General features: G+C 54.6%; 11 protein-coding genes. 4 read left to right on the top strand and 7 right to left on the bottom strand.

Features of this window, described 5'->3' with window-relative positions; translation table 11 throughout:
* Positions 1–537: 537 nt before the first annotated feature.
* Both OU421_RS02520 and OU421_RS02515 read left to right on the top strand, forming a co-directional pair.
* On the top strand, positions 538–11,241 hold the full coding sequence (locus tag OU421_RS02520) for a PEGA domain-containing protein (protein ID WP_268187035.1): 10,704 nt from the start codon (positions 538–540) through the stop codon (positions 11,239–11,241).
* Between the two features lie 134 nt (positions 11,242–11,375).
* A complete protein-coding gene (locus OU421_RS02515; RefSeq protein WP_268187033.1) occupies positions 11,376–12,263 on the top strand; it encodes a cupin domain-containing protein in 888 nt (295 codons plus the stop codon).
* Between the two features lie 89 nt (positions 12,264–12,352).
* Here the strand turns inward: OU421_RS02515 and OU421_RS02510 are convergent, their stop codons facing one another.
* The 5 genes from OU421_RS02510 to OU421_RS02490 all read right to left on the bottom strand — a co-directional run bounded on the left by OU421_RS02510 (position 12,353) and on the right by OU421_RS02490 (position 21,679).
* Positions 12,353–16,417: a PEGA domain-containing protein gene (locus OU421_RS02510; protein WP_268187031.1), complete on the bottom strand. Its 4,065-nt coding sequence runs from the start codon at positions 16,415–16,417 to the stop codon at positions 12,353–12,355.
* Positions 16,418–17,042: 625 nt separating this feature from the next.
* The gene (locus OU421_RS02505; protein ID WP_268187030.1) at positions 17,043–18,950 is read right to left on the bottom strand and encodes a carbohydrate-binding domain-containing protein; all 1,908 of its coding nucleotides are present in this window, start codon (positions 18,948–18,950) and stop codon (positions 17,043–17,045) included.
* Between the two features lie 14 nt (positions 18,951–18,964).
* Positions 18,965–19,564 (bottom strand): DUF4956 domain-containing protein, encoded by a 600-nt coding sequence (locus OU421_RS02500; RefSeq protein ID WP_268187029.1) that lies wholly within the window; start codon positions 19,562–19,564, stop codon positions 18,965–18,967.
* A complete protein-coding gene (locus tag OU421_RS02495; protein ID WP_268187028.1) occupies positions 19,558–20,352 on the bottom strand; it encodes a polyphosphate polymerase domain-containing protein in 795 nt (264 codons plus the stop codon). The genes OU421_RS02500 and OU421_RS02495 overlap by 7 nt, the downstream gene beginning before the upstream one ends.
* Positions 20,353–21,286: 934 nt before the next feature.
* Positions 21,287–21,679: a hypothetical protein gene (locus OU421_RS02490; RefSeq protein WP_268187027.1), complete on the bottom strand. Its 393-nt coding sequence runs from the start codon at positions 21,677–21,679 to the stop codon at positions 21,287–21,289.
* 61 nt (positions 21,680–21,740) lie between these two features.
* Between OU421_RS02490 and OU421_RS02485 the strand changes: the two genes are divergently transcribed.
* Both OU421_RS02485 and OU421_RS02480 read left to right on the top strand, forming a co-directional pair.
* Complete coding sequence (locus OU421_RS02485) at positions 21,741–22,010, top strand: winged helix-turn-helix transcriptional regulator (RefSeq protein WP_326493516.1); 270 nt, start codon at positions 21,741–21,743, stop codon at positions 22,008–22,010.
* 221 nt (positions 22,011–22,231) lie between these two features.
* Positions 22,232–22,633: a SpoIIAA family protein gene (locus tag OU421_RS02480; RefSeq protein ID WP_268187026.1), complete on the top strand. Its 402-nt coding sequence runs from the start codon at positions 22,232–22,234 to the stop codon at positions 22,631–22,633.
* Here OU421_RS02480 and OU421_RS02475 read toward each other — a convergent pair.
* Both OU421_RS02475 and OU421_RS02470 read right to left on the bottom strand, forming a co-directional pair.
* Positions 22,627–23,388, bottom strand: coding sequence for an MBL fold metallo-hydrolase (locus tag OU421_RS02475; RefSeq protein ID WP_268187025.1), 762 nt, complete (start codon positions 23,386–23,388; stop codon positions 22,627–22,629). The two genes, OU421_RS02480 and OU421_RS02475, sit on opposite strands and share 7 nt — an antisense overlap.
* 38 nt (positions 23,389–23,426) lie before the next feature.
* A complete protein-coding gene (locus tag OU421_RS02470) occupies positions 23,427–24,845 on the bottom strand; it encodes a HEAT repeat domain-containing protein (RefSeq protein WP_268187024.1) in 1,419 nt (472 codons plus the stop codon).
* Between the last annotated feature and the right edge of the window lie 29 nt (positions 24,846–24,874).

Genomic DNA, 24,874 nt, shown 5'->3' with positions numbered 1-24,874 from the left:
ATATATACACTCTCAGAATAGCGATCCGAAGACACCCGGCCCCCCCAGACCACACACACTACAGGGCCGGTGTCTTGCGGACCGGCATTATCGGCAGGGCAGGAAAAAATCCCCATCTACACTACCTCTTGCCCCGCCCGCCTCCATTAGGGGGTGGAACATTTTTTTCGTATCTCTCTTCGGGCAGAAGAGATGATTGTTCTGGTATTGGTACGGGAAGATCCGTTGAAATGGATATCCCCAATATCCTGAACAACTGTTCCGGTAGTTCAACCGGAAAACCAGCGTGCCGGGAAACCCCCGGCCAGATTGCAGATATCCCGGCGTCCCTTTTTTGTAATGGTGGTATATTAACCCACACTTTTTATGAGAGTATTATTTGCAAATATATATATGTGTGGTCTGTAAAAATACGATTTAATGTCTCTAAACCCCCGTTTGAGAAAAATATTTATAGATTTAAATGATTTATGCAATAATTGGTCAATATTTCGTATAATTATTCTTGGAATGCTCATTTTTTGTCTATTACTGGTAATGCCGGCCGCCGCGTACAGCGGTGGCAGCGGAACGTCGGATGATCCTTACAAAATCAGTACAGAAGATGATCTCATAGATCTTTCAACCGATTCCGCGAACTGGGTCAGTGGTACGTATTTCATCCTGACGAATGATATTGCCCTTGCGAGCAGTCCCACTGAGACGATTGGGAACTCCACATCTGGGTATTATTTCACCGGAAATTTTGACGGTCAGGGGTATACCATCAGCAATTTCACGATGGCCAGGGACGGCAATTATGCCGGTCTCTTTGGCTACGTTGGGTCCGGTGTAGAAATTAAGGACCTGAGAATCGAAACTGGTCCGGAGGGTGTAACGGGAGGAATATATTCATATATCGGTGTTCTTGCCGGGTATGCCGGACAAATCACCATAACAAATTGTTCTGTAAGCGGTAGTATAACAGGAGCGAATCAACTTGGCGGCCTCGTAGGATATATCAATAGCGGTACTTTGACAAACTGCTCTGCGGATGTCGATGTTACCGGCGGAAGTGAAATTGGCGGTCTTGTCGGAAGGCCCGGAAGTTGTAATTTCCTGAACTGTTATGCGACGGGCGATGTCAGCTCCTCTTCTTCTTCCAGTAATTCCATAGGAGGTTTTGCCGGCTGGGCCTATAACAGCAACATGGTGAACTGCTATGCAATGGGAGATGTTACTGCTTCCGGCAGCAGTGTTGGCGGGTTCGCCGGTGAAGTAGGTCATTCATCAGGCACCTGCACCCTTGTTGACTGTTATGCTACCGGTGATGTGAATGCGGCTTCATCATCAGCGAGCAGCGTTGGCGGTCTTGTAGGAATAATTATCGCAGGTTCCGACACCACATTGTGGGATTGTTTTGCAGCCGGAACGGTAGTCTCCGGCGGTTCAGGCTACGGTGGTCTTGTTGGAGACAGCAGCGGTTCTATCGGGAACTGTTACCGCTATACTGTAGGTGATAATGATGTTGGTATCTACGAATCAAACCGGTCCAGATTCATGGACTCTGGTTTCATTACCGGAACAACTGGTAATGGCCTGAACTGGTCTGCAGGCAGTATTGCTGCTACTGAGGATGTATCAAAAGTATGGCGTGTATCCGACTATAAATTCCAGTATCCAATATTTCAGAGACAGGGTTCGGGAGACCTCCGGGTGAATTCCACTCCGGATTCAGCGACAGTCTATGTGAACGGCGTTAACACGGAAGAGACGACCAACGTTACCTTTACCGGTCAGCCGGCAGGAGGAGAGTATACTGTCACTGTTGTGCGTGCAGGGTGTAATCCTGTACTCCGTGATGTAACGGTCGTGAACCATGAGACTACACTTGTCGATGTCACCCTGCAGGAGATCACCCTCTGGAATGTCTCTGCCATTTCCGGCGCCGGGAACTATTCGGAGGTCTTGGAGATTCCTGCGATCAGTGATGGCGACACCGTGCGTATCTGGGGTATGAACGGTCATACCTATGAAGGCGGGTTCACGATTAATGCGGCAAATGTGACCATCAGGCAGTGGGAGGGGTCCCCCGTCCGGCCGCTTCTGACGAACACCTCACAAACCGCACCTGCCATCACCATCAGTGCGGACAATACCACCCTGCAGGGGTTACACATCTATGGAAACACCTATGCCGGCGCCGGTGCCGGTGTTCAGGCGCTGGGGACGGTCGGTTCGCACCTGCAGGGCCTGAACATCAACGATTGTGTCTTTACCGGGAATGAAGTGTCCACAGGCGACTCCGAGGACAGCGGCGGTGCAGTGAGTATCACTTATGTCGACGACAGCAGCATCACGGATACCACCTTTTCCGGCAACACGGCAGGGACCTTTGGTGGCGGAGTATCATTCTATGGATCGGACGATGCTGCCGTGACAGACGTGACCTTCACGAACAATAATGCAAACTATGGGGGTGGCTGTTACTTTGAACAGTCCGACTCACCACAGATCACCGGCACCACCTATACCGAAAACACGGCGAATGATAATGGCGGAGGATGCTACTTCATCAGTTCATCATTTGCTGACATTCAGGATACGACATTTACCCGCAATACGGGGACGGTCGGCGGCGGGTCTCAATTCTACAATTCCGGATCTGCTGAAATTGCCAATACAGAATACACCGACAACACGGCCACAAATTATGGTGGAGGAAGTTGTTTCACCGGTTCAGCGAATGCAGTAATTACCGGTTCGACATTTTCCGGGAATACTGCCACAAATCGGGGCGGTGCCTGCTATTTCTCCAATTCGGACAATGCCGTGATCACGGATACCACCTACACGGGTAACACCGCTGCAACTGAGGGGGGCGGGTGTTATCTGGTTTCAGGCTCCGATGACGCGGCCTTTACCGACATCAGTGCGGAAGACAGTTCGGGTGACGACTTCTCAGTACAGGCAGACTGCACCGGCGTCACCTTCACTAATCTCACGTTCAGGAAAGATGTGGACACGTCTGTTTCCTTCACCTTCGCGGGCGCCATGCAGATCTCCGGGGTCACCGGCACCCCGCTGGCCGCTCCCTCGGGGTACGCGAATATCAGCCACTTCGTGAATGTCACAGCACCGAACTGGATGCTCCTGAATATCAGCTACCGTGATGACGATGTGGCAGCGGTCAATGCGTCGGAACTGAGTATGTGGCACACTAACGACGATACGTGGGGTGAGGTGGCAGGCACGAACGGCGTGAACACGGCGGAGAAGTATGTCTATGCACGGCTCGAGGGCCTCTCTACCAGTCAGACCATTGCACCGCTTGCAAATGTTACCGGAACGCTGCAGATAAACACCACCCCGTCCGAGGGGTGGATCTGGATCGATGGCGTGAACCGGTCGGTGCAGACGAATGCCACGGTGGGAGGTATTGCCCCCGATATCGATCACAATGTGACGGTAGTGCTGGACAAGTACTATACCGCGTTGAATGAATCGGTGAACGTCTCCCGGTATGAGACAACGGATGTGTTCTTTGCGCTTTCCCATGAGACGGGTGGGTTACAGATCAACTCCACGCCTGCCGGAGCGAGCATCTACCTAAATAACAGTTTGAGTGGTGTCACGAATACAAGCCTGAGTGACCTTGATACCGGTACATATAATGTGACCGTTGTGCTGGACGACTACGAAACGGCAGTTAACGAGAGCGTCACGGTCACGAACAACGAAACGACGCTGGTCACGTTCGACCTCCTTCACCATACTGGGAATCTGCGGATCAACTCCACGCCGTCCGGAGCGACCATCTACCTGAACGGCACTGCAAGCGGTGTCACGAACACGACTCTAAGCGGTGTTGATACCGGCACCTATAACGTCACGGTCGAACGCACGGGTCTTGCCCCACTCTCGCGGAATGTGATACTATCTGCCGGTGAAACAAAGGAAGAACTCTTTGCGTTTCCCCGCTACAGCGGCGGAAACGGAACTGCAGAAAGCCCCTATTGGATAAACACCAGTTCTGATATCGAGGAACTCGTCACATTTTCTGAGGACTGGACCGGGAAGCACTTTGCCGTGGGTAGTGACATCTGTCTTTCCTCCGGTCAGCCGTCCGGCCCCATTGGTAACAGCACACTTCCCTTTGCCGGTACGTTCGACGGGAACGGATATACCATCACGAACCTCACAATCGCACAGAGCGGAATTGATTCTGTTGGACTCTTTGGTCGGGCAGGTGCCGGTGCCGTGATCGTGGATGTCTCGGTTGAGACAACGGATGACGGCGTGCGGGGGAACAACCATGTTGGTGTACTTGTCGGTCAGAATGATGCGGGAAGTAGAATTTCCGGCTGTCATGCGGCAGGAACGGTATTCGGTGTGATGAACACCGGAGGTCTTGTTGGGTATAATCCGGGCACTATAGAGAATTGTTCTGCAACAACCGGTGTGACCGGCAGTGACAAACACGCAGGTGGTCTTGTCGGCCAGAATTGTGGGTCCATTTCTGTCAGTTACGCAACAGGAGATGCCTATGCCCCGTCGTATGCAAATGGCGGTCTTGTTGGCTGGAATAATGACGGCGATATTATCAACTGTTATGCAACCGGAGATGCCAGCGGTGATGCCTACGATGTCGGTGGTCTTGCCGGGACGAACGAGAATGGCGGGACCATTGTCAATTGTTATGCGACCGGCAATGCAACTGCGGCAATCGGTGATGCCGGCGGTCTCGTCGGCCTAAACCGGTATAGTGCCGCCATCACGAACAGTTTTGCGACGGGTACTGCGGTTGCGGCGGTGGTCGGGACCGCTGGCGGGTTCCTTGGACACAACGATGCTGCTTCCTATACGAACTGTTACCGTGCCACAGCCGGAGGTTCCGGTCTTGGTATATTGGTTCCTGACACGACGCAGTTCAGGGATTATGATTTCCTGACCGGCGCAGAAGGAAGCGGTCTTGCATGGTCTGCAGGCATAATCAGCACTGAAGCTGATTCATCAAAGATCTGGAAGGTATTTACCTACAAAGGTCAGTATCCGATCTTCCAGAGCCAGCCGTTTGGTACCGGTACCATTTCCGTAACCTCAACACCGGATGGTGCATCCGTCACCCTCAACGGTGTCGACACGGTACAGGTAACGGATACCACCTTCCCGGATATGCCGGAGGGTATATACAATGTGACGGTTGTCCTGGACGATTACGAGACCGCTGTGAACGAATCAGTCACCGTCACCAATAACGCAACGACACTGGTCACGTTCGACCTCGTTCACCAGACCGGCGATTTGCAAATATACTCGACTCCTTCCGGAGCGAGCATCTACCTTGACGGAGTGTTGAATGCCTCGGTGACCAATACCATGTTGAGCGGTCTTGACACAGGTAACTATAACGTGACAGTCGTGAAGGACGGCTATGATACCCAGATGGAAACTGTCACGGTGATAAAGGATTCCACTGAATGGGTTTCCTTCACGCTGGTTCAGCAGGTCGGAACTCTGCAGGTGAATTCGACTCCGACAAATGCCAGCATCTCCCTGAATGAGGTTTCAACAGGCGAGTTCACGAATTTCACCTTCACGGAAAAACCGGTTGGTGTATACAATGTAACGGTGGTCAAGGACGGGTATGACACGCAGACTGAGACGGTAAACCTCACAAAGGATGCCACTGAACTGGTTGACTTCACGTTAGTGCAGCAGGTCGGCACCCTGCAGGTGAATTCGACACCAACGAACGCGAGCATCTACCTGAACGATGTTGCTACAGGCGAGTTCACGAATTTCACCTTCACGGAAAAACCGGTGGGAGAATACAACGTCACGGTCGTGATGGACGGGTATGACAGCCAGACCGAGACCGTTACCCTGACGAAGGATGCCACTGAACGGGTTTCTTTCACGCTGGTGCAACAGGTCGGAACTCTGCAGGTGTATTCCACGCCATCAAACGCAAGTATCTATCTTAATGATGTAGAAACGGGCGATTTCACGAACTTCACCTTCACGGACAAACCGGTGGGTGAATACAATGTGACGGTCGTGAAGGATGGCTACGATACCCAGACTGAGACTGTCACGCTGACAAAGGATTCCGCTGAATGGGTTTCCTTCACGTTAGTGCAGCAGTTCGGGACCCTGCAGGTGAACTCCACACCGTCGAATGCCAGCATCTACCTGAATGAGGTTTCAACAGGTGAGTTTACGAACTATACCTTCGAAAACAAGCCGGTTGGTGAGTACAATGTGACCGTCGTGAAGGATGGCTACGACAGCCAGACCGAGATGGTAAACCTGACGAAGGATTCCACTGAACTGGTCGAATTCACGCTCACCGGTCAGACCGGCACGTTGCAGATAAATTCCACGCCAACGAATGCAAGCATCTACCTGAATGATGTAGATACGGGTTACTTCACAAATTTCACCTTCACGGACAAGCCGGCGGGTATTTACAATGTTACGGTCGTGAAGGGCGGCTACGACACCCAGACGGAGATGGTAAATCTCACAAAGGACGCCACCGAACTGGTTGATTTCACGTTAGTACAGCAGGTCGGAACGCTGCAAGTGAACTCCACGCCAACGAACGCCAGTATCTATCTGAATGATGTTGCCACAGGTGACTTCACGAACTTCACCTTCACTGACAAGCCGGCGGGTGTTTACAATGTTACGGTCGTGAAGGACGGCTACGACACCCAGACGGAGACGGTCACACTTACAAAGGATGCCACTGAACTCGTCGAGTTCACCCTCGTCGGCCAGACTGGGACGTTGCAGGTGAACTCTACGCCAACGAACGCCAGTATCTATCTGAATGATGTTGCCACAGGTGACTTCACGAATTTCACCTTCGAAAACAAGCCGGTGGGTGAGTACAATGTGACTGTGGTCAAGGACGGCTACGACACCCAGACGGAGACGGTCACACTTACAAAGGATGTCACTGAACTTGTCGAATTCACCCTCGTTGGTCAAACTGGGACGTTGCAGGTGAACTCTACGCCAACGAACGCCAGTATCTATCTGAATGATGTTGCCACAGGTGACTTCACGAATTTCACCTTCGAAAACAAGCCGGTGGGTGAGTACAATGTGACTGTGGTCAAGGATGGCTATGACACCCAGACGGAGACGGTCACACTTACAAAGGATGCCACTGAACTCGTTGAGTTCACCCTCGTCGGCCAGACTGGGACGTTGCAGGTTACCTCCACGCCAACGAATGCGAGCATCTACCTGAACGATGTCGCCACGGGTGATTTCACGAACTTCACCTTCGAAAACAAGCCGGTCGGTGAGTACAATGTAACTGTGGTGAAGGACGGCTACGATTCCCAGACCGAGACAGTCACACTTACAAAGGACGCAACCGAACTCATCGAATTCACCCTCGTCGGCCAGACCGGGACGTTGCAGGTGAACTCTACGCCAACGAATGCGAGCATCTACCTGAACAACGCTTCAACGGGTGAATTGACGAACTTCACCTTCACAGACAAGCCTGTCGGTGAATACAATGTGACTGTGGTCAGGGACGGCTATGACAGCCAGACCGAGACAGTCACACTTACAAAGGACGCAACCGAACTCGTCGAGTTCACCCTCGTCGGCCAGACCGGGACGTTACAGGTAAATTCCACTCCTTCCGGTGCCCGTATCTCCCTGAACGGTACTGACACAGGTGTTCTCACGAACTTCACCTTCGCTGACCAGCCGGTTGGCACGTACAACGTCACTGTCGAGAAGGACGGCTATGCACCCGCAACGGGCATTGCAACCGTCACAACCGGCACCATAGAAACGGTGGACTTCACCCTCGTTTCCCACCCCGGTTCCATCCGCGTCACCTCCAGTCCGGCGAACGCCACCATCTGGCTTGACGGCGAGAACACCGGCCGGCTCACGAACACCACCATCACCGGTATTGCCGCCGGCACCCACACGTTTACGGTCGAGAAAGATGGCTACCTCCGCCCGACGAACCGGAGCGTAACGGTTGTGCCGGATGAGACAAGCGAAGTCTTCTTCAGCCTCACCCAGGAGAGCGGTGCCATCCATGTAACCTCTTCACCGGACAATGCCTGGATCTGGCTGGACGGCTGCAACACCACTTTCCTCACGAACACCACTCTCCCCGACATCCCGGTCGGCAGTCACACGGTCACCGTCGGGAAATCCGGGTATACCCCCGTCCCGGCGCAGACCATCGAGGTCACCCTGGACGCAACCAGTGAGGCCACGTTTACCCTCACACCGGTGGGAACCGCTCCGGTCGCCTCCTTCACCGCAGCACCCCGGACCGGTGACGCACCGCTCCAGGTCACCTTCACCAACACCTCCACCGGCGGGCCGGAGACCTGGAACTGGTCGTTCGGAGACGGCACCACCTCATCCGATACCGACCCGGTGCACACCTACGAAGAGGAAGGCACGTACACGGTCACCCTCACCGTCGCAAGCGAATACGGTGAAGACACCCTCACCCGCGAGGACTATATTTGTGTGAGCAGCACTCCGGCAGTCACCCTCACTGCTCCTGAGGGCCGGCTCCCCGCAAACGAGAGTGCCGGATTCCTGGTGAGCGCCAGCGGACTGGACAATGTGACGGAGCTTACGTTCACCCTCGCCTACGATCCGGCGCTTGTCACGGTGGATGACGCTGCCCCCGCACCCCTCACCGAGGACGCCGTCTTCGAGGCGACCATCGATAATACCGGTGGCGTTGTAACGATTGCAATCACGGATGACACCGGCATCACCTCTGATGACACCGCCGCGGTTGCCAACCTCACCTTCCGGTCCGCCCCGGAGATCGAAGGGCTCCGGCAGACCGCATCCCTTACCATCACAGACGCATCCGTGTATGCCGCAGGCTGCCCATGCCCGGTTGTCCTGGAAGACGGCGCCATCGCGGTCGAAGCACGCACCTCTGTTGACGCACCCTCGGGTGCCCTGCCGGTAGAATCGTCCCGGTATCTCACCGTCACCGCCGGCGGACTCAATGAAGTCACCACCCTCTCGTTCATCATGGAGTTCAACCGGACTGTCATGAGCGTGATGGATATCCGTGCGAACGCGACCATCCCGGGTCTCGTTGTCTCTTCCGACGTCCGGAATGAAAACGGCTGGCTCCAGGTCACGGCAGCAGCACCGGACGCAATCACGAGCGAGGACGCGGTCTCCCTCATCGACATGCAGGTGCACTCGAATGGTCTGCCGTGTGAATGCGAACTCCGGCTCATCAACCCGCAGTGGACAAGAACCAACGCCACCTACCGGTTCGACGACATGCGTCCCGGCTGGATCATCATCACGCCGGAGCAGACCGCTCTCAACGACACCCTGCCCGTCACCGTTGCCAACATGACCTTTGACGATGCCACCCAGCAGGTATCCATCAACCTCACCGGGAATCACAATGCCACTATAACAGACGACAACACGACCATCCTTGTCCATAACCCCGGCATTGACATCACCATCCACACATCGGGTCTCGAGAACCGCTCCTCGGACTGGACGGGTAACTGCACCGGTGCGTCGATTGGCAACATCACGAACGCCGTCAACCTCAGCGGAGACGTGGGCGCTGTGAACACCGGTATCAGTGCGAACATCTCCGGCTCCCTATCCGGCCTGACAGACCCCGACACCCGCCTTGATGTCACGATTACCCGGGGCGCCGTGAACGAGACAATGGGCCGGCTCTTCCAGCTCGGTGTACAGGGTGAGATGGGTGCCGAACTCGAAGAAGTGGCCTACACGATGGAAATTAACAAATCCGCATTCGGCGGGATTAATGTCTCCGATGCGGTCATCGTGATGAGTGCATCTGCTGCATACGTGGATGCCTGGGGTGGGGCGGACACCTTCACCGTCCTCAGCCTCTCCCATGACGGGGTGGTCTCCCACCTTGCAACGACTTACACCTACGCAGACGGCATCTACACCTTCACTGCGCTCTCGCCGGACGGCTTCTCCTACAAGGCACTCGTCGCGTACTCTGTGAACGAGGCACCCGTGGCGAAGTTCTCCGCGACCCCGCTCACCGGGAATGCCCTGCTCATGGTGCAGTTCTACGACTACTCCGAAGGCCACCCCGAGACCTGGAGCTGGGACTTCGGCGACGGAACAACCTCCTCCGAACAGAACCCGGTCCATACCTACACTGCCGTCGGCACCTACGACGTCGCTCTCACGATCACGAACCCGGCGGGAGATAACCGGGCGGAAGAGGCGGACTACATCACCGTCACGAACCCGATGACCGTTGACTTCACCGCAACACCGGTTGCCGGATATCCCCCGCTCATGGTCACGTTCACCGACCTGACCACCGGCAGCCCGACCGCCTGGCTTTGGGACTTCGGCGACGGAGCGACCTCCACAGAACAGCACCCGGTGCACACCTACCAGTGTATTGGTTTCTACACGGTCTCCCTCACGGCGACGAATGCATATGGCGCCCTCATCATGGAAAAGGCACGCTACATTGGAGTCACCTCCCAGACGAGCGGCGATGGCGATGACACGCCAACCCCCGCAATAACTCCGACCCCGACACCGGTGCCGGCGACGGCTGTGCCGACCGCGGAACCGACCGTAGTGTCAACGCCTGCGATGACAAACCCCGACGAATTTATTGAAACGGCACAGCTCCCGGTAGGGCCCAGCGGTGCGGTTGAACGAACCGTAACCATCTGGGCGGATGATATTACCGGCTACCTCACCATCGATGCCGGTGTCACCGCACGGGGTGTATCAGGTATTCTTCAGGAGAATATCAGCATCGTCGCTGTGCCTGTCACCACCATACCGGCATCCGGGGTGTTTGATGCAATAGAGCGTCCGGTCTCCCTCTACGCCTATGACTGCATGCCGGACGGCGTGACATTCACTCCACCAATCACCCTGACATTCACGCTTTCAGAGGACGAATGGGCCCTCTATGGGGATGAGGCGGAAACGGCATGGTTCAACACAACGAGCGGTGCATGGGAGCGTATCGCGGGCGTTCCGGATGCAGACGAGAGAACCATCACAATTCAGGTCAGTCATTTCAGCACCTACGCACTCTTTGCCGAAACGGTGCCTGCAGTGCCCGTGCCGGATGTGACCCTGACGCCAGCAGAATCATCGGACGGGCCTGCCCTCTGGCCCTGGGGAATTCTCATCGCTGCCGTTGTGGTGGCAGGTGGAATTCTCTCCATCAGCAGAAGAAGGGAAAATAAGGACTAAACCTCCGGTGAAGATACCGGGAGCGGCCATATGCACCCGGTCATACCACCAAACCCTCTCTCATCCCTCTATTTTATTCTCCCTTACGGATGCAGATAAGCGGATTTATACTCCCTCCCGCATATTCATAATCCATGCACCGGGTCGTCTGTCTCATCTTAATCGCAACGCTCACACTCGTCTCTGCCGGATGTCTTACCCAGAGTCCGTCTCCGGCAGAGGATGCGGACATCCGTCTGCTTACGCCGGATGAAGGCTTCTCCATCTTTGACGGGCAGGGACACTATTCCGGGATCATCGGTGAAGAAACGCCGGATATAACAATTAACTACAGCATGGGATGTGTGACTCTTCCGCCGGGCAACGGGACACTCCCCCACCGGCTTTTAGGGACATCAGAGATGGTCTGTGTGATTGGAGGTGAAGCGGAGATCCACTGCGATGCCACAACCGTGACCGCCCGGGAAGGGGAGATTGTCGTCCTGCCGATGGGTGTCCTGCAGACAATCACCGCGGCCGGAGATGTGCCCCTCCGCTATATTGACGTCATTCAGCCGCCGTTTTCAGCAGGGGTTGAGCTGTCCGGAGATGAACTGGCAGCGTATGCACCGGGAACGGATGGTGGCGCAACAAACGGTATCCCGATTGTCATCCCCGATCCCCGTGAGGGCATCGAATGGGACATCGGGTCTGACATGATGATCTACACCCTGGCAAATCCGGTGCTGATGCCGGATAAGCACTTCCCGGTTGACTACAGCGTCGCATACGCCGAAATCCTTCCGGGCGGGTCTGCGGATTTCAACGAGCTCGCCGGGGCGTCTGAGGTAATTTACGTGATCACAGGCGAGGTTGAGGTATTCACCCCCGGTGGAACGATGATACAGGTACCTGCCGGGAATGTCGCATACATCGCGCCGGACCAGGAGAAAGGCTACAGGAATGCCGGAGAGGTGAATGCGACCATGCTGAGTTTTGTCGACCCGGCGTGGACGCCGGAGCGGACTATTCCGGTGGAATAACCCTACATTCTATTTTTTTGTTGGGCGTGTAAGGGAGTAAAAAGATAGTGGTTTGTGGAATCCAGGACTGTGAGGACTGGCCTCAATCTTTACCGTCTTCTTTTCAAGAGCAGCAACGCACCGAGTGCCGCCACTGGTGCAAAACCGAGTGGTGACTGTTGGGTGGGCGTTGGCTCTGGCGTGTCTGTGTCATCCCCTACATTTGTTTCTTCTGTTGCCGTGGGAACGGTTGTTACCGGTATTGTTCCTGCCTCAGGTAAGGTATCGTCCGCTGCCTCGACACAGAGAGCGAAGATGGAGAAGTGTGCGACCGTTGCGGTCACCGTGTGTGCCGAAGCATCAACCGTCACCGGGACGTTCACCCACGTGCCGGTCGCATCGTCATAGAACCGTACGCTTACGTCGCCGTTGAGCATCTCCCATTCTTCCGCGGAGAGCGTGAAGGTGAGCGTGATCGGTGGGGCAAACGTCGCACCTGCCGGGTTACACTCGTAGGTGAACCCTGCGAAGCTAAATGTCGCCTTGTCAGTTGCCGGGGGGAGATCGGATGAGCTGATCTTTCTGATGGTGATATTCGTCAGGGGATTCCCGTCCCCTCCGAGGGCGATTGTGCCCAGTGGGAGGGTGAGGGTGGCAATGTCGTCATCCGATGTGATTTCGGTTGTCCGCAGGATCTTACCCGCTGAAGACGTGAGGAGTGTACTCGTTCTTCTGTCGAATACCAGTAACGCATTGTCGTCATCTCCGTCGCTCGGAGTTCTCCTGTACACTGCCGTGATGCAGTCGGTCTTCACGACGGTGTCGTTTCCTGCAGTGTTTGCGACCGTTAGTGCCACGGTGTAGGTGCCTGTGGCGTAGGTGTGGGAGGGGTTCTGTTCGGTTGAGTTCGTACCGTCGCCGAAGTCCCAGTGCCATGTGTCGCCAATGCCGGTTGATGTGTCATTGAACTGCACCGTAAGAGGGGCACTGCCGGCGGTCGGGTCTGCAGTGAAGTTTGCGACAGGGGGGAGAAGTGTGAGCGTGAAGGCTACATTTTCGGTGGTGCCCTCTGTCACAGGGGCAATCCGGGTTGCGGGTTCGTATCCCTCTTTCTCAACCGTGACATTGTAAACACCCACCGGGGTGTCAGAGAGGGTAACATTCGTGATGGCGCCGGTGTCGGTGCCGTTCAGGTAGACACTCGCTCCGGACGGAGTTGAGTTGACCTGCAGTGTCCCGACCTGCTGTACCAGTGTGAAACTGATGTCCTCCGTTTCGTCCTTTGTGAGGGTAACAATCTGCGCTGCTGTGTCATAGCCATCCTTTACGACGGTTACATTGTAAACCCCCACCGGCTTGTCGGATAGGGTAACATTCGTAATGGCGCCGGTGTCGGTGCCGTTCAGGTAGATACTCGCTCCGGACGGATTCGAGTTGACCTGCAGTGTCCCGACCTGCTGTATCAGCGTGAAACTGATGTCCTCCGTTTCGCCCTTTGTGAGGGTGACAATCCGGGTGGCGGAATCATAGCCATCCTTTACGACGGTGACATTATAGGTGCCAACCGGTCTGTCACTGAGCATGACGTTTGTGATGGCGCCGGTGTCGGTGCCGTTCAGGTAGATACTCGCTCCGGACGGATTCGAGTTGACCTGCAGTGTCCCGACCTGCTGTATCAGCGTGAAACTGATGTCCTCCGTTTCGCCCTTTGTGAGGGTGACAATCCGGGTGGCGGAATCATAGCCATCCTTTACGACGGTGACATTATAGGTGCCAACCGGTCTGTCACTGAGCGTGACGTTTGTGATGGCGCCGGTGTCGGTGCCGTTCAGGTAGACACCTGCTCCGGACGGATTCGAGTTGACCTGCAGTGTCCCGACCTGCTGTACCAGCGTGAAACTAATGTCCTCCGTTTCGTCCTTTGTGAGGGTGACAATCCGGGTGGCGGAATCATAGCCATCCTTTACGACGGTGACATTGTAAACCCCCGCCGGCTTGCCGGATAGGGTAACATTCGTGATGGCGCCGGTGTCGGTGCCGTTCAGGTAGACACTCGCTCCGGACGGATTCGAGTTGACCTGCAGTGTCCCGACCTGCTGCACCAGTGTGAAACTGATGTCCTCTGTTTCGTCCTTTGTGAGGGTGACAATCCGGGTGGCGGAATCATAGCCATCCTTTACGACGGTGACATTATAGGTGCCAACCGGTCTGTCACTGAGTGTGACGTTTGTCAGGGCGCCGGTGTCGGTGCCATTCAGGTAGACACCTGCTCCGGACGGAGTTGAGTTTACCTGCAGTGTTCCTACCTGCTGTATCAGCGTGAAACTGATGTCCTCTGTTTCGTCCTTTGTGAGGGTGACAATCCGGGTTGCTGTGTCATAGCCATCCTTTACGACGGTGACATTGTAAACCCCCACCGGGGTGTCAGAGAGGGTAACATTCGTGAGGGCACCGGTGTCAGTGCCGTTCAGGTAGACACCTGCTCCGGACGGATTCGAGTTGACCTGCAATGTCCCGACCTGCTGTACCAGCGTGAAACTGATGTCCTCCGTTTCGTCCTTTGTGAGGGTGACAATCCGGCTGGCGGAATCATATCCGTCCTTTACAACGGTGACATTATAGGTGCCAACCGGTCTGTCACTGAGTGTGACGTTTGTCAGGGCGCCGGTGTCGGTGCCGTTCAGGTAGACACTTGCTCCGGACGGAGTTGAGTTTACCTGCAGAATACCCGTCTGACGGATCAGGTCAAAGGAGATGGCAGTCGTTGCATTGCTCACCACTGTCACTGTCTCGTTTGCCGGCGTCTCGTACCCCTGTTTCTGAACGGTGACGTCATAGGTGCCGGGGGAAATGCCCTCAAGCGTGGTGTTCGTCTGCTCGGTGGTGTTCACCCCGTTGAGCCAGATCCACGCCTCTTCAGGATGGGAAGTGACGGTGAGATTGCCGGGAACCGGCACAAGACTAAAGGTGACAACGGTGGTCTGATCAAAGAGGACTTCAACTGAGTTGTTAATTCCGGGCTGATACTCGTCCAGAAGGACCGTGACGTTGTGCATGCCTGTCGGGACATCCGTAAGATCCGCGGGCGTTGTAGACTCGGTTTCCACATCGTCGAGCCAGACCGTCGCTCCTGTCGGCGCTGATGTGACGGTGATGGTGCCGACGGGTATGCGGAATGCATACTTCAGTTTTCCGTTGGTCCTGTCGAAATAGCTGATCGCCGGATTGTCGTCAGTGTCGAACGCAAGCGATGTGTATTGGCCAACGTATCCTGCGGCATCGACGGTGGTGGTCTGCCATACGCCTTCGTCCCTCCATGCATATTTCAGGTTGTTGTTGGGAGAGGAATCATGGTAGCTGATTGCAGGATTGCCGTCGGTGTCGAACGCAAGCGATGTGTACTTGCCAACGTCGTCTCCTGTCTCATCAACGGTGATAGTATGCCAGACGCCTCCGTTCTCCCACGCATACTTCAGAACCTTATTGGTCAGGTCGTAGTAACTGATCGCAGGATTGCCATCGGTGTCGAACGCAAGCGAGGTGAATATACCAACGTCTCCTGCGTCATCGACGGTAGTGGTATGCCATCCGCCCGCGTCCTTCCATGCATACTTCAGATTGTTATTGGTAGGGCCGTCCCGGTAACTGATCGCCGGGTAGCTTCCGTTGAATGCGAGCGAAAGGTATGTTCCAACCCATCCTGAGTTATCAACAGTGGTATTGTGCCATCCGCCTGCGTCCTTCCATGCATACTTCAGGGAGGATTGGGTATTGTTGTAGTAGCCGATCGCCGGGTAGCTTCCGTTGAACGCAAGCGAGGTATAATCTCCAACAAATCCTGCGGCATCGACGGTGGTGTTGTGCCATCCGCCTGCGTCTTTCCATGCATACTTCAGGTCCCGTTCGGTTCCGTATTGGTAGCTGATTGCCGGGTAGTCTCCGTTGAACGCGAGAGAGGGACTGTAGCCGACAGCTCCTTCGGCATCGACAGTGGTGTTGTGCCATCCGCCTGCGTCCTTCCATGCATACTTCAGGTCATAGATACCGTTCCGGTACTGGTAGCTGATCGCCGGGTTGCCGTTGGCGTCGAACGCAAGCGAGGTGAACGAGCTCTGGTACGGGTCGGCATCGATGGTATCGATGGTGGTGTTCTCCCAGACGTATACCGCCGACACCGGCAAGACAAGGAGAAACAGCAGAAAAATGCTAAGGGCTGAATATTTCGAAATTGTTCTCATAGATATCACTCATTACTGACAATTAGGAAAAAAACCGCAGTGGCAATAAGTATATGGGTGAATTTGTGATAATGGGAGCAGAATGGCAAATCAGCGATTTCATCCCCGAATCGGGAACGCTTATTCATCCAATGGTCTGTCTGTTCTCTCTCCATACTCACGCTTTTCTCTGCGGAATGCCTCACAACGTCTTTCCCGCAGGGAGACTGCTTCATTTTCTGACGGCTGATACCAGAAGCGCGAGTCTGCCAATAGTGAATGCCCCACGATATAGGGCCTGTTGCCTTCGGGATATTTCCGATGTATCCCCGGTCCAGGAATTGTTGCGACGGGTTCCGCACTGTGCACCGGATGAGTATTCTCATTTTGGTTGGGTTATTAATCGTTTTTGTTGATATTGGGAGCATTTTGCTCAAAAAAGGGGGTGAGGGATATTCCCGTTCCCTGTCGTTTGTACCATCCCGTCTCATGGAACGAAATTGGTCTTCGCGTTTATTCTCCTCCTTCTATCCGGTGTTGGTTCAGGATTCAGGTATTCTCCTGCCACATCCCTATGGCTCTATTATCGTGGTTGCCTGTCGCCGGGGAATCCCCCGTCGCCGGGCGCAACGCCGCCGGGTGCACCTCCGGCTGTAGTTGATGAACCGGCATAGGTCACGCTGCCCGAGACCGTGAAGGTCGTTATCTCGGTGCCGGGAGTATATGTTCCGCCGGAGTACAGGCCGTCTGCGGCTGTCCCGGTCGAACTTCCGCCGGAGTAGACGACATAGGTCACTCCATCCTGCAGTTCGGCAGAACAGAACACGACCGACTGATATGCCTTGGTCGGCACAACGGTGAGGACATCTTCTCCGTCTTCGGTTTCGATGTGAACCATCGTGCCTGCAGTCTGTGTGGATGCGTATGTCACCTTCACGGAATTGAGGGTGGACGATGTGTCAGGGGTCTCTGCCATGCCGGAACTGCCGACTGCGACAAGATATCCGCCGGTAATTGCGAACGCACCGTTACAGTCCAGTGCTCCGTTCCCGTTGTTTGTGGGGCCGTTCACAATTACTACGCCTCTGGTCATCTCGATTGACCCGTTAGAATCAAGCCCGTCACCGCCGGAGTTGATGACCGTGTAGCCGCCGTTGATATACAGGAAGTAATTCCCGACAGTGTCAAAGGCATTCTGGCCCGGCCGGCCGTTCACCGAGGAGCCGTCATTCCCTCCGGCGACGTTAATCCCGTCATCGCTTGCGACAATGTGAATCGTCCCGTCATTAATCGTAATGGTGGCACTTTCAAGACCCTCGTAGGACTTTGTGATCGTAATTTCTCCGCCGTTGATCGTCAGGGATGAATCGGCATGCATACCGTCATCTCCGGATGCGGCCTCAATCGTTCCACCGGTAATCGTGATACTGTCACCCGAATGGATGGCATCATCGGACGAGTCGAGGGTGATTGCGCCGCCCGTAACGATTACTGCCACGCCTGCCTTGATGCCCTTGGCGCTGTCCTGCGTATCGCTGTCAGCAGCTGTGGTCTGCATGTCCCATCTGCCCCAGGCGTCACTGGTGCTGCTGGTGCCGCTTCCGCCGCCTGATGCAATGGTGATATCACCGCCACTGATGGAGATACTTGTTTCCGCCTGAATACCGTCTGTTCCGGAGACGATGTCGATGGTGCCTCCTTCAATTGCGATATATCCCTTTTCGGGATCACTGTCGTTGGTGGACTGCATCCCGTCGCCGCCTGCTTCTATTGTGATGGTTCCATCCCTGATTGCAACGGAATCCTTGCCCTTGATGCCATCGTTCACTGCGGTTACGGTGATGATGCCACTGGTAATTTTCAGATCGTCTTTGCTCTGAATACCGTTATTGTAGTTTGCCGTGACGGTGAGCGTTCCGCCGCCGTTGATCGTGAGATCATCCTTACTGAAGATTGCTGCATTGGGCTCGTCTGATTCAGCATCCTCCAGGATATAGGAGCTCCCGTCCGTTACTGAATTTTTCGTGCCGTCTGCCAGGGTAATTACGGTCTTCTCCGCATTGAGAACGTAGATGGGTGCACTCGTCGAACACGAGATGTCCGCTCCGTTCAGGACAATCCTGACCGTCTCCTTGTCATCGGTATCCACGATTATCTGCCCGTTATTCAGGGATCCGTAGATGTTGTACATACCGGCAGATGTGATGGTTACTGTTGTTCCATCAACGGTTGCACCGCTGCCATCGAATGTGATGGAATTGCCTTCCAGGATAATAGAGGACATTCCCGTGCCGGTTGTGCCTGCATTCAGGTCATCTGCATCATATTCAACGGAAATCGGAGTGTATGCCACACCCGATTGAGACGCGGTGTCTGAAATAACCCCTGTCGTTACACTGTCTGAATTCGTATTCCCAAAAATAGCGGGGACGGCAACGATGAGCGCTATTGCCACCATCAGTCCCGCGAGTATTGCAATGATTTTTTTCATGTCGTTTTTCCTCTTTATGTCTTTCTTCGACCGGATTCTTCCAGATAGAAGATCCGTCCATTCACGGTATCACGCAGGTAATTGATCTTGTCAATCTCAAACCGGACGACATTCAGGCCGGTTCTCTCCCGTATGTCCGCGAGCAATTCTTCCTTATTATCCTGGTGCACCAGATCGATTTTTTCGTAGACGATCTCTTTGCTGTGCATCCGGTTGGTAAAACCCCAGCCATTCTCGAGCGCCCAGATGACTCCGGTTATGAGCACATTGGTGAGGATCAGCTCCTCATACTGGGAGCTGCTGATGAGAATGGAGTTCAGAACCGGGAGTGCGACCATGAGAAAGAGATATGTCATCTCATGAATCGGGACTGTCTCTGTTCTGTAGCGCAACACTGAAAAGAGCGCAAACAACCCGAATCCGGCTCCTATGGAGAGTTCCACGCTCGTGAAGAGACCCATGATGAAATAGATCACCGTGTTGAAAGCGAGGAACGTAAAGAGGTACGTATGCTGGCTCTGGCGTGGGTAGTAGACGAAGCGTATGATGATGAACGCAAACAGGAGATTGATGAAGAACCCCAGGATAAATATAAGGTTTGTATCACTCAGCATACGCTGTTCCCTCCTCTGGAAAGTTTTTCAAGGAGAAGCAGGTTTTTCTTGAAACGGTTATGCTTCACCTCTGCATAGTTCAGAGATATCCCGGTGCAGTACTTTGAAAAGCTGGTATTCCTGATTCCCATGGTATGCAGCACCGCACCCGCTGGTGACTGCCGCAGGGGGCAGTTGTGTTTTATTTCTCCCACAACGACATCCGGATAGGAATATTCACAAACATCCGTGTGGAATGAGAGGTTCACATCAAACGTGATACGTTCCGGGTGTTTCCGTGAGACAAGGGTGACTCGCGTGTAGTCGGTCGTGAGTACCGGGTGAAACGCCCGGTAGTCATACGGAAACGCCGAGGTCAGAAATGCCCTGGGTTTTGGTTCCGATAATGTCGCATCGTTTGCCACCTGGATACGTTGCTTCGTTGTGCGCCCGGTGTTTCGTTTCTCCTTGATCTCAAGATAGGAATCTCCCGATGAGAGGTAATGCCTGACCCGCAGTTTGAAGCGGTTGGCTTTGCCGTTGTGGTGCTGCAGGTATGTCAGAAATGAATCGGTATCATAATACTCGGTCGAATACCCGCTCATTCTGTCATTCTCTATTTCAACCACCCGGTATGAACCGGTAAGACGGGTGAGAAGGTCTGAGAACTGGTCCCGTGTCATCAGAAATTTACGCTCTTTTCTGTTGAGGAGCTGGGCATCTGAGTTCTTCAGCTCTTCAAGGGTAATTCCCTCAAATGGTGCAAGTTCTGTTGCAAGGCTGCGGATGCCATGATGTGAAATCTTCATAGTGAGGATACCTCCGTGCAGGTGCACGCCGCTAACGTGTATGGGCGTATACTCCTGCCGTTTTTTTTCTGTATGTGTTGCCTGTTTTGTATCGGTATTTTCATATTGCACCTCTCTGGTGTTCCGGCATCGATATTTCGGGAATTTTGCTATCCCAAACGTGATATGTGCCGGTTATGAACCGGTTTTTGGCTGAAAATGATTGCCCGACAGATGTGTCATTACCGTTGACTACACGCCCGCAGTTCAGCCTGTATGACGCTGCAATGATAATTGCAGAAAACAGACGGGTTTTTTTGGATGTGCCAATCATCGGTAATTCTCCTGAATGAGTATCCTGAGTCAGCCCGCGGTTTGATTGATATCTTTTTGGGTGACTCTCGGAATAAAGAAGGTGTGAGATATTTTCCGGCATACCGGTATAGTCCTGATTTCCGGGATTTTTTCCCTGCTGTGGGGTGGATTGGTTTTAGTGTGATTGGGTCTGGTGAACATCATGTACGTCAGCAGGTTTTTTTCCCGGGTTGGTAGTATCAGGGGTTTTTGGTATACACGGGATATTGTAATTTATCACTCATCTGATGGCTCGGGGTCCGGACGGCGGGAAAAACCCGGTCCGAACCTTAAAAACATCAATCTGGAGCCCCTTTCAGGGCCTGACATTTCTCTGTCTTTGAACACATTTTCACTTGGTGGATCACTCCTTTCTCGTTGTCGGTTGCGGGACCGGCTGCCTCAGGCGCCCCCCGCTCCCTGAACATACATCCATCCTGTAGGGTATAAATGATCAAAATAGGAGGATGAACATCGAATAACCGGGGGGTTACATGCATCAAAAAAGAGTATACGCACCCGCTGTCATGAGGTGGCTGTGGATTATTCTGGCATTCTCCTTCCCCTCTTCCAATCCTGTTGTAATCGGTGCAGCGTGGTCCTATCCCCCCGAACCGGCCCTTCTTACGACTTCGGTGAGAGTGATGGGCCGGACTGCCCCGTCTTCATAGACCACAGCCGTTCCCCCGACGGTGCAGAGCGAGTCCCCCGGTGTGACCGTAGCAATTATTCGTTTTTCCTCTTCTCTGACTGCCACCTTTGCCGGACGTACGATGATGACCGTACCCGCCGTCGCCGATTTCGGTGAGGGGGTGCCGCTGGTGTCGGAATAGTCAGGAGATGGCAGGATCTCCTGCAGGGCAGTTTTGAGCAGCGTTCTTCCTACCTTCGGTTCACCCTCGATGATGCATCGCCCTCCGCCGCTGTTCGCGAGAGCCGCGATGGTGCGGGCAAGAACAGTGTGGTGTGAGGATGCGGAAAGGGAAAGATCCATTGAAAATGATGGGGGGTTGGAGTGTATATATTACACCTGTGGTAATGGGAGTTCACACCATATGACGAAAAAATGGGTCCTTCTGGTCCTTTTTGAGTTCTATAAGGGAGATGACTATACCCGGAGGTTTTCGGAATTAAAAGGGGCTCCTGACGGTATTACTGCGAAGGTACTCTCGCAGCGGCTGCGCGAGCTGGAGGAAGAGGGGCTCGTGGGGAAACAGGTTGATGCAGAAACCTTTCCGGTGCAGAGTGAGTATTTCCTGACAGAGAGCGGGGCTTGGGCTGATGGACGTGATCAAGCATCTCAAACAGTGGGCGCTCACCGATAAGATTGACAACATCGACTGCCGGTGCCAGAAATGCCGGGAATGTAACCTGTGAGAGACGCCCGCACCCCTGCGAATCACCCGTGCAGCAAAGTATATGTATCCGTTTCACCACAGTATCGCCACACCACAGACACCACGTTGTGATGCACTGTCCCACTGACGGGAATCCGGAGAGGGTGCGTGCATCGGTTCGGTGGTGTTGCGATGGGGGTAAAGAAGATATGATTGAACGACTGCCGGAAAGCCATGGACCAATACTGGGGTTCCGGTTCATTGGCGAGATCACGGATGAGGATTATATGGAAGATTTCCTGCCGGCGTTGCGCCGGACGATTAAGAATTTCGGGTTGATACGGCTTTTTATTGATATCTCAGATCTCCAGAGCGAGGATATGGGGGCGATGGATGATGATGTCCGGGAGGATTCACGGCTGCTCTATGTCGAGCGGGAGGCCATAATCGGTGACCGCGACTGGGAACGGCGTTTGACCTATGTCGACCATTTCTTCATCTTCCCGAATACCGACGTCCGGTTCTTCCCGTTCTGCCGTCAGGATGAGGCGTGGAACTGGGTCAGCGAAGGCGTGGAGCAGCTGCCTGTCATGCGGGCGGCTTCTCACTGATTTGGGTCTTGTTCTTTGCGTGCTATCATGGATTCATCTTTCCGGATGTTCCGGAAAAGTGTCCCATGACCCGGAATGATGAAATCCGCCTGTGCGCTGAGAGTCTCACTGCTTGTCCGTGCTGCCTCATGGGAATAAAAGTCCGCGTTATAGTCCCAGAATTTTTCCGTGCAATAATACGCCGCATCGATGATGGCATCCCCTGCGACAGCGACGGTTACGCTCCCGATGCCGGATATACTGCCCCCTGACTGTGTCCGTTCCCGGTAGCGGAGTGGTTCGGTTGTGACAAGAAGGGAGGCATGGTCAACGGTATGGCCTGGAGTGCAGCAAACCCGTATGCCGTCTGCAATCTCTGTTTTGTCTGCAACCCCGGTGAATGCCAGACCATGGCGCTGCACCACGGCCTCTGAGCAGATCACCTCGCTTTCGGGGAACAGTGAGAGGTTCATGAAGTGATCAGCATGCCAGTGGGTGATGAACACGATATCGATATCCTGAGGCGTCAGGCCCGCATCCATGAGGCAGTGGATGAGGCGTTGTCTGTTCGCATCCCGGTTCTCAGCAGAGGTGTTCTCCTCGTAGTCATAGCCGGTGTCGACAAGAACGGTCTTGTCGGACGCAAGATATGTGACCGTCGACCCACCGCCGATGCCGGTCCGTTTTTTCATCGCGATGGTCTGTGATGCGGGCACTTCAAAGGCATCGATGAGGATGCTGCCCGGTTTGATGATCCTGATGTCATGGACTGGCATAATGTTCGTTCCTCTGTACGTAATCTCCGGCCTGCACTTCAATTTGTCTGTGCGGGTGGGGTATCTATGAACAATTCCAGCGCCTCCGCCGCACGCCTGCGAAGGGCCGGGTCGGTATGACGGAGCAGAATGATGAGGGCCGGCACCGCCGGGGCAAGACGCGAACCCAGACCGGGCTGCGGAGGGCCCACCCGCCTCTGCACCCGAATGGGACCGATATAATCACAGACACAGTGCGGTTTGCGTTTGTTCTCCTCGATTCTGATGAGTGACGAAACCGCTGTCAGCTGCACCGTGGCATCGGGGTTCCAGAGGGCGAGGCAGAGAACGTCAACTGCTTGCAGGCCGATGGACGTGAGGGCGTTCTCTGCAAGAGACGGAGATATGGTCCCATCTGCAATGGCTGTGCAGATAAGGAGGGCTGAGGGGGCGCCGATACGCCGCAGTGCCGTGAAGGCACGGCACCGTGAGTCCGGCCAGGATGCTGCCGTCCGGAGAAGGGGGAGAATTGCGCGCTCTTCTTTCATCTCTCCAATGCTGTCTGCTGAGATGCGCCGGACATTGTTGTCAGGATGAGAGAGGGCCCGGATAAGCACTGTCGTTGCCGGTCTGCCGATACGGTGGAGTGACCACGCCGCCGCCTCCCGTACGTCCGGGTCGGTATCTGCGAGCGCTGCGGCAAGAGCGGGAATGGAAGACGTGAGTGCACTGTTCCCGAGTCCTTTCGCCGCTGTATGGCGCACACGGCCGGATGAGTCCATCAGGGCTTTTTCAAGGAGAGGTACTGCGGGAGGGCCCAGTTTACCCAGTGCAGCAGTGGTTGCATGCCGGATGGTGCAGTCCTGTGTGGTGATGAGTGTTGCAAGGTACCAGCACCAGAGGGGGTCTTCGGAAATACCAACCGCCCGGATTGCGCTCCTGCGTATACGGGAATCGGGGTCCGCAAGGGTGGCCGCAATGAGTGTTGACCCCGCCGGTGTGTGGGCCATCATCCCGATGGCACGGGAGGCCTCACGGCGGACAGATCTTTCCGGGTCGGTGAAGAGTGCCCGCAAGTCCGGCAGTGCAGCTTCCGCCCGCATCTCGCCGAGGGTCTCTGCAGCGTAACCCCGGACCCGTGGGTCCGGCGATTTAAGTGCCGTGATGAGCAGGGGTTCTGCCGAGGGACCAATAACGGTGAGTATGCGTTGAAGCTCAAAGCACATTCCCCAGCAGGCGTCGGAGAACGCCTCGATGCAGGCGGGAACTGCCTCTGCGCCGAGGGCGACCAGAGCCTGCCCGGTTGTATTCAGGGAATGTCGGTTTTCCCACTCCGATTTCATCAGCAGGTGGACCATTTCACCCATGTCCTGTATCATTTCCGTCTCGATCATCATCATGACCGTTTGGATGATCTCCCTGTCTCCTGTCCTTTCCAGTCTGCGGAGCGTTTCCTCAGCTTCTGGTGATATCGCCATATGAATTCTCACTGCAGGATTGTGGTTCC

The organism is Methanogenium organophilum (assembly GCF_026684035.1).
Taxonomy (GTDB): Archaea; Halobacteriota; Methanomicrobia; order Methanomicrobiales; family Methanomicrobiaceae; genus Methanogenium; species Methanogenium organophilum.
The sequence above is the reverse complement of the archived record's forward strand: the minus strand, read 5'-3'. Positions and strand labels throughout refer to the sequence as shown.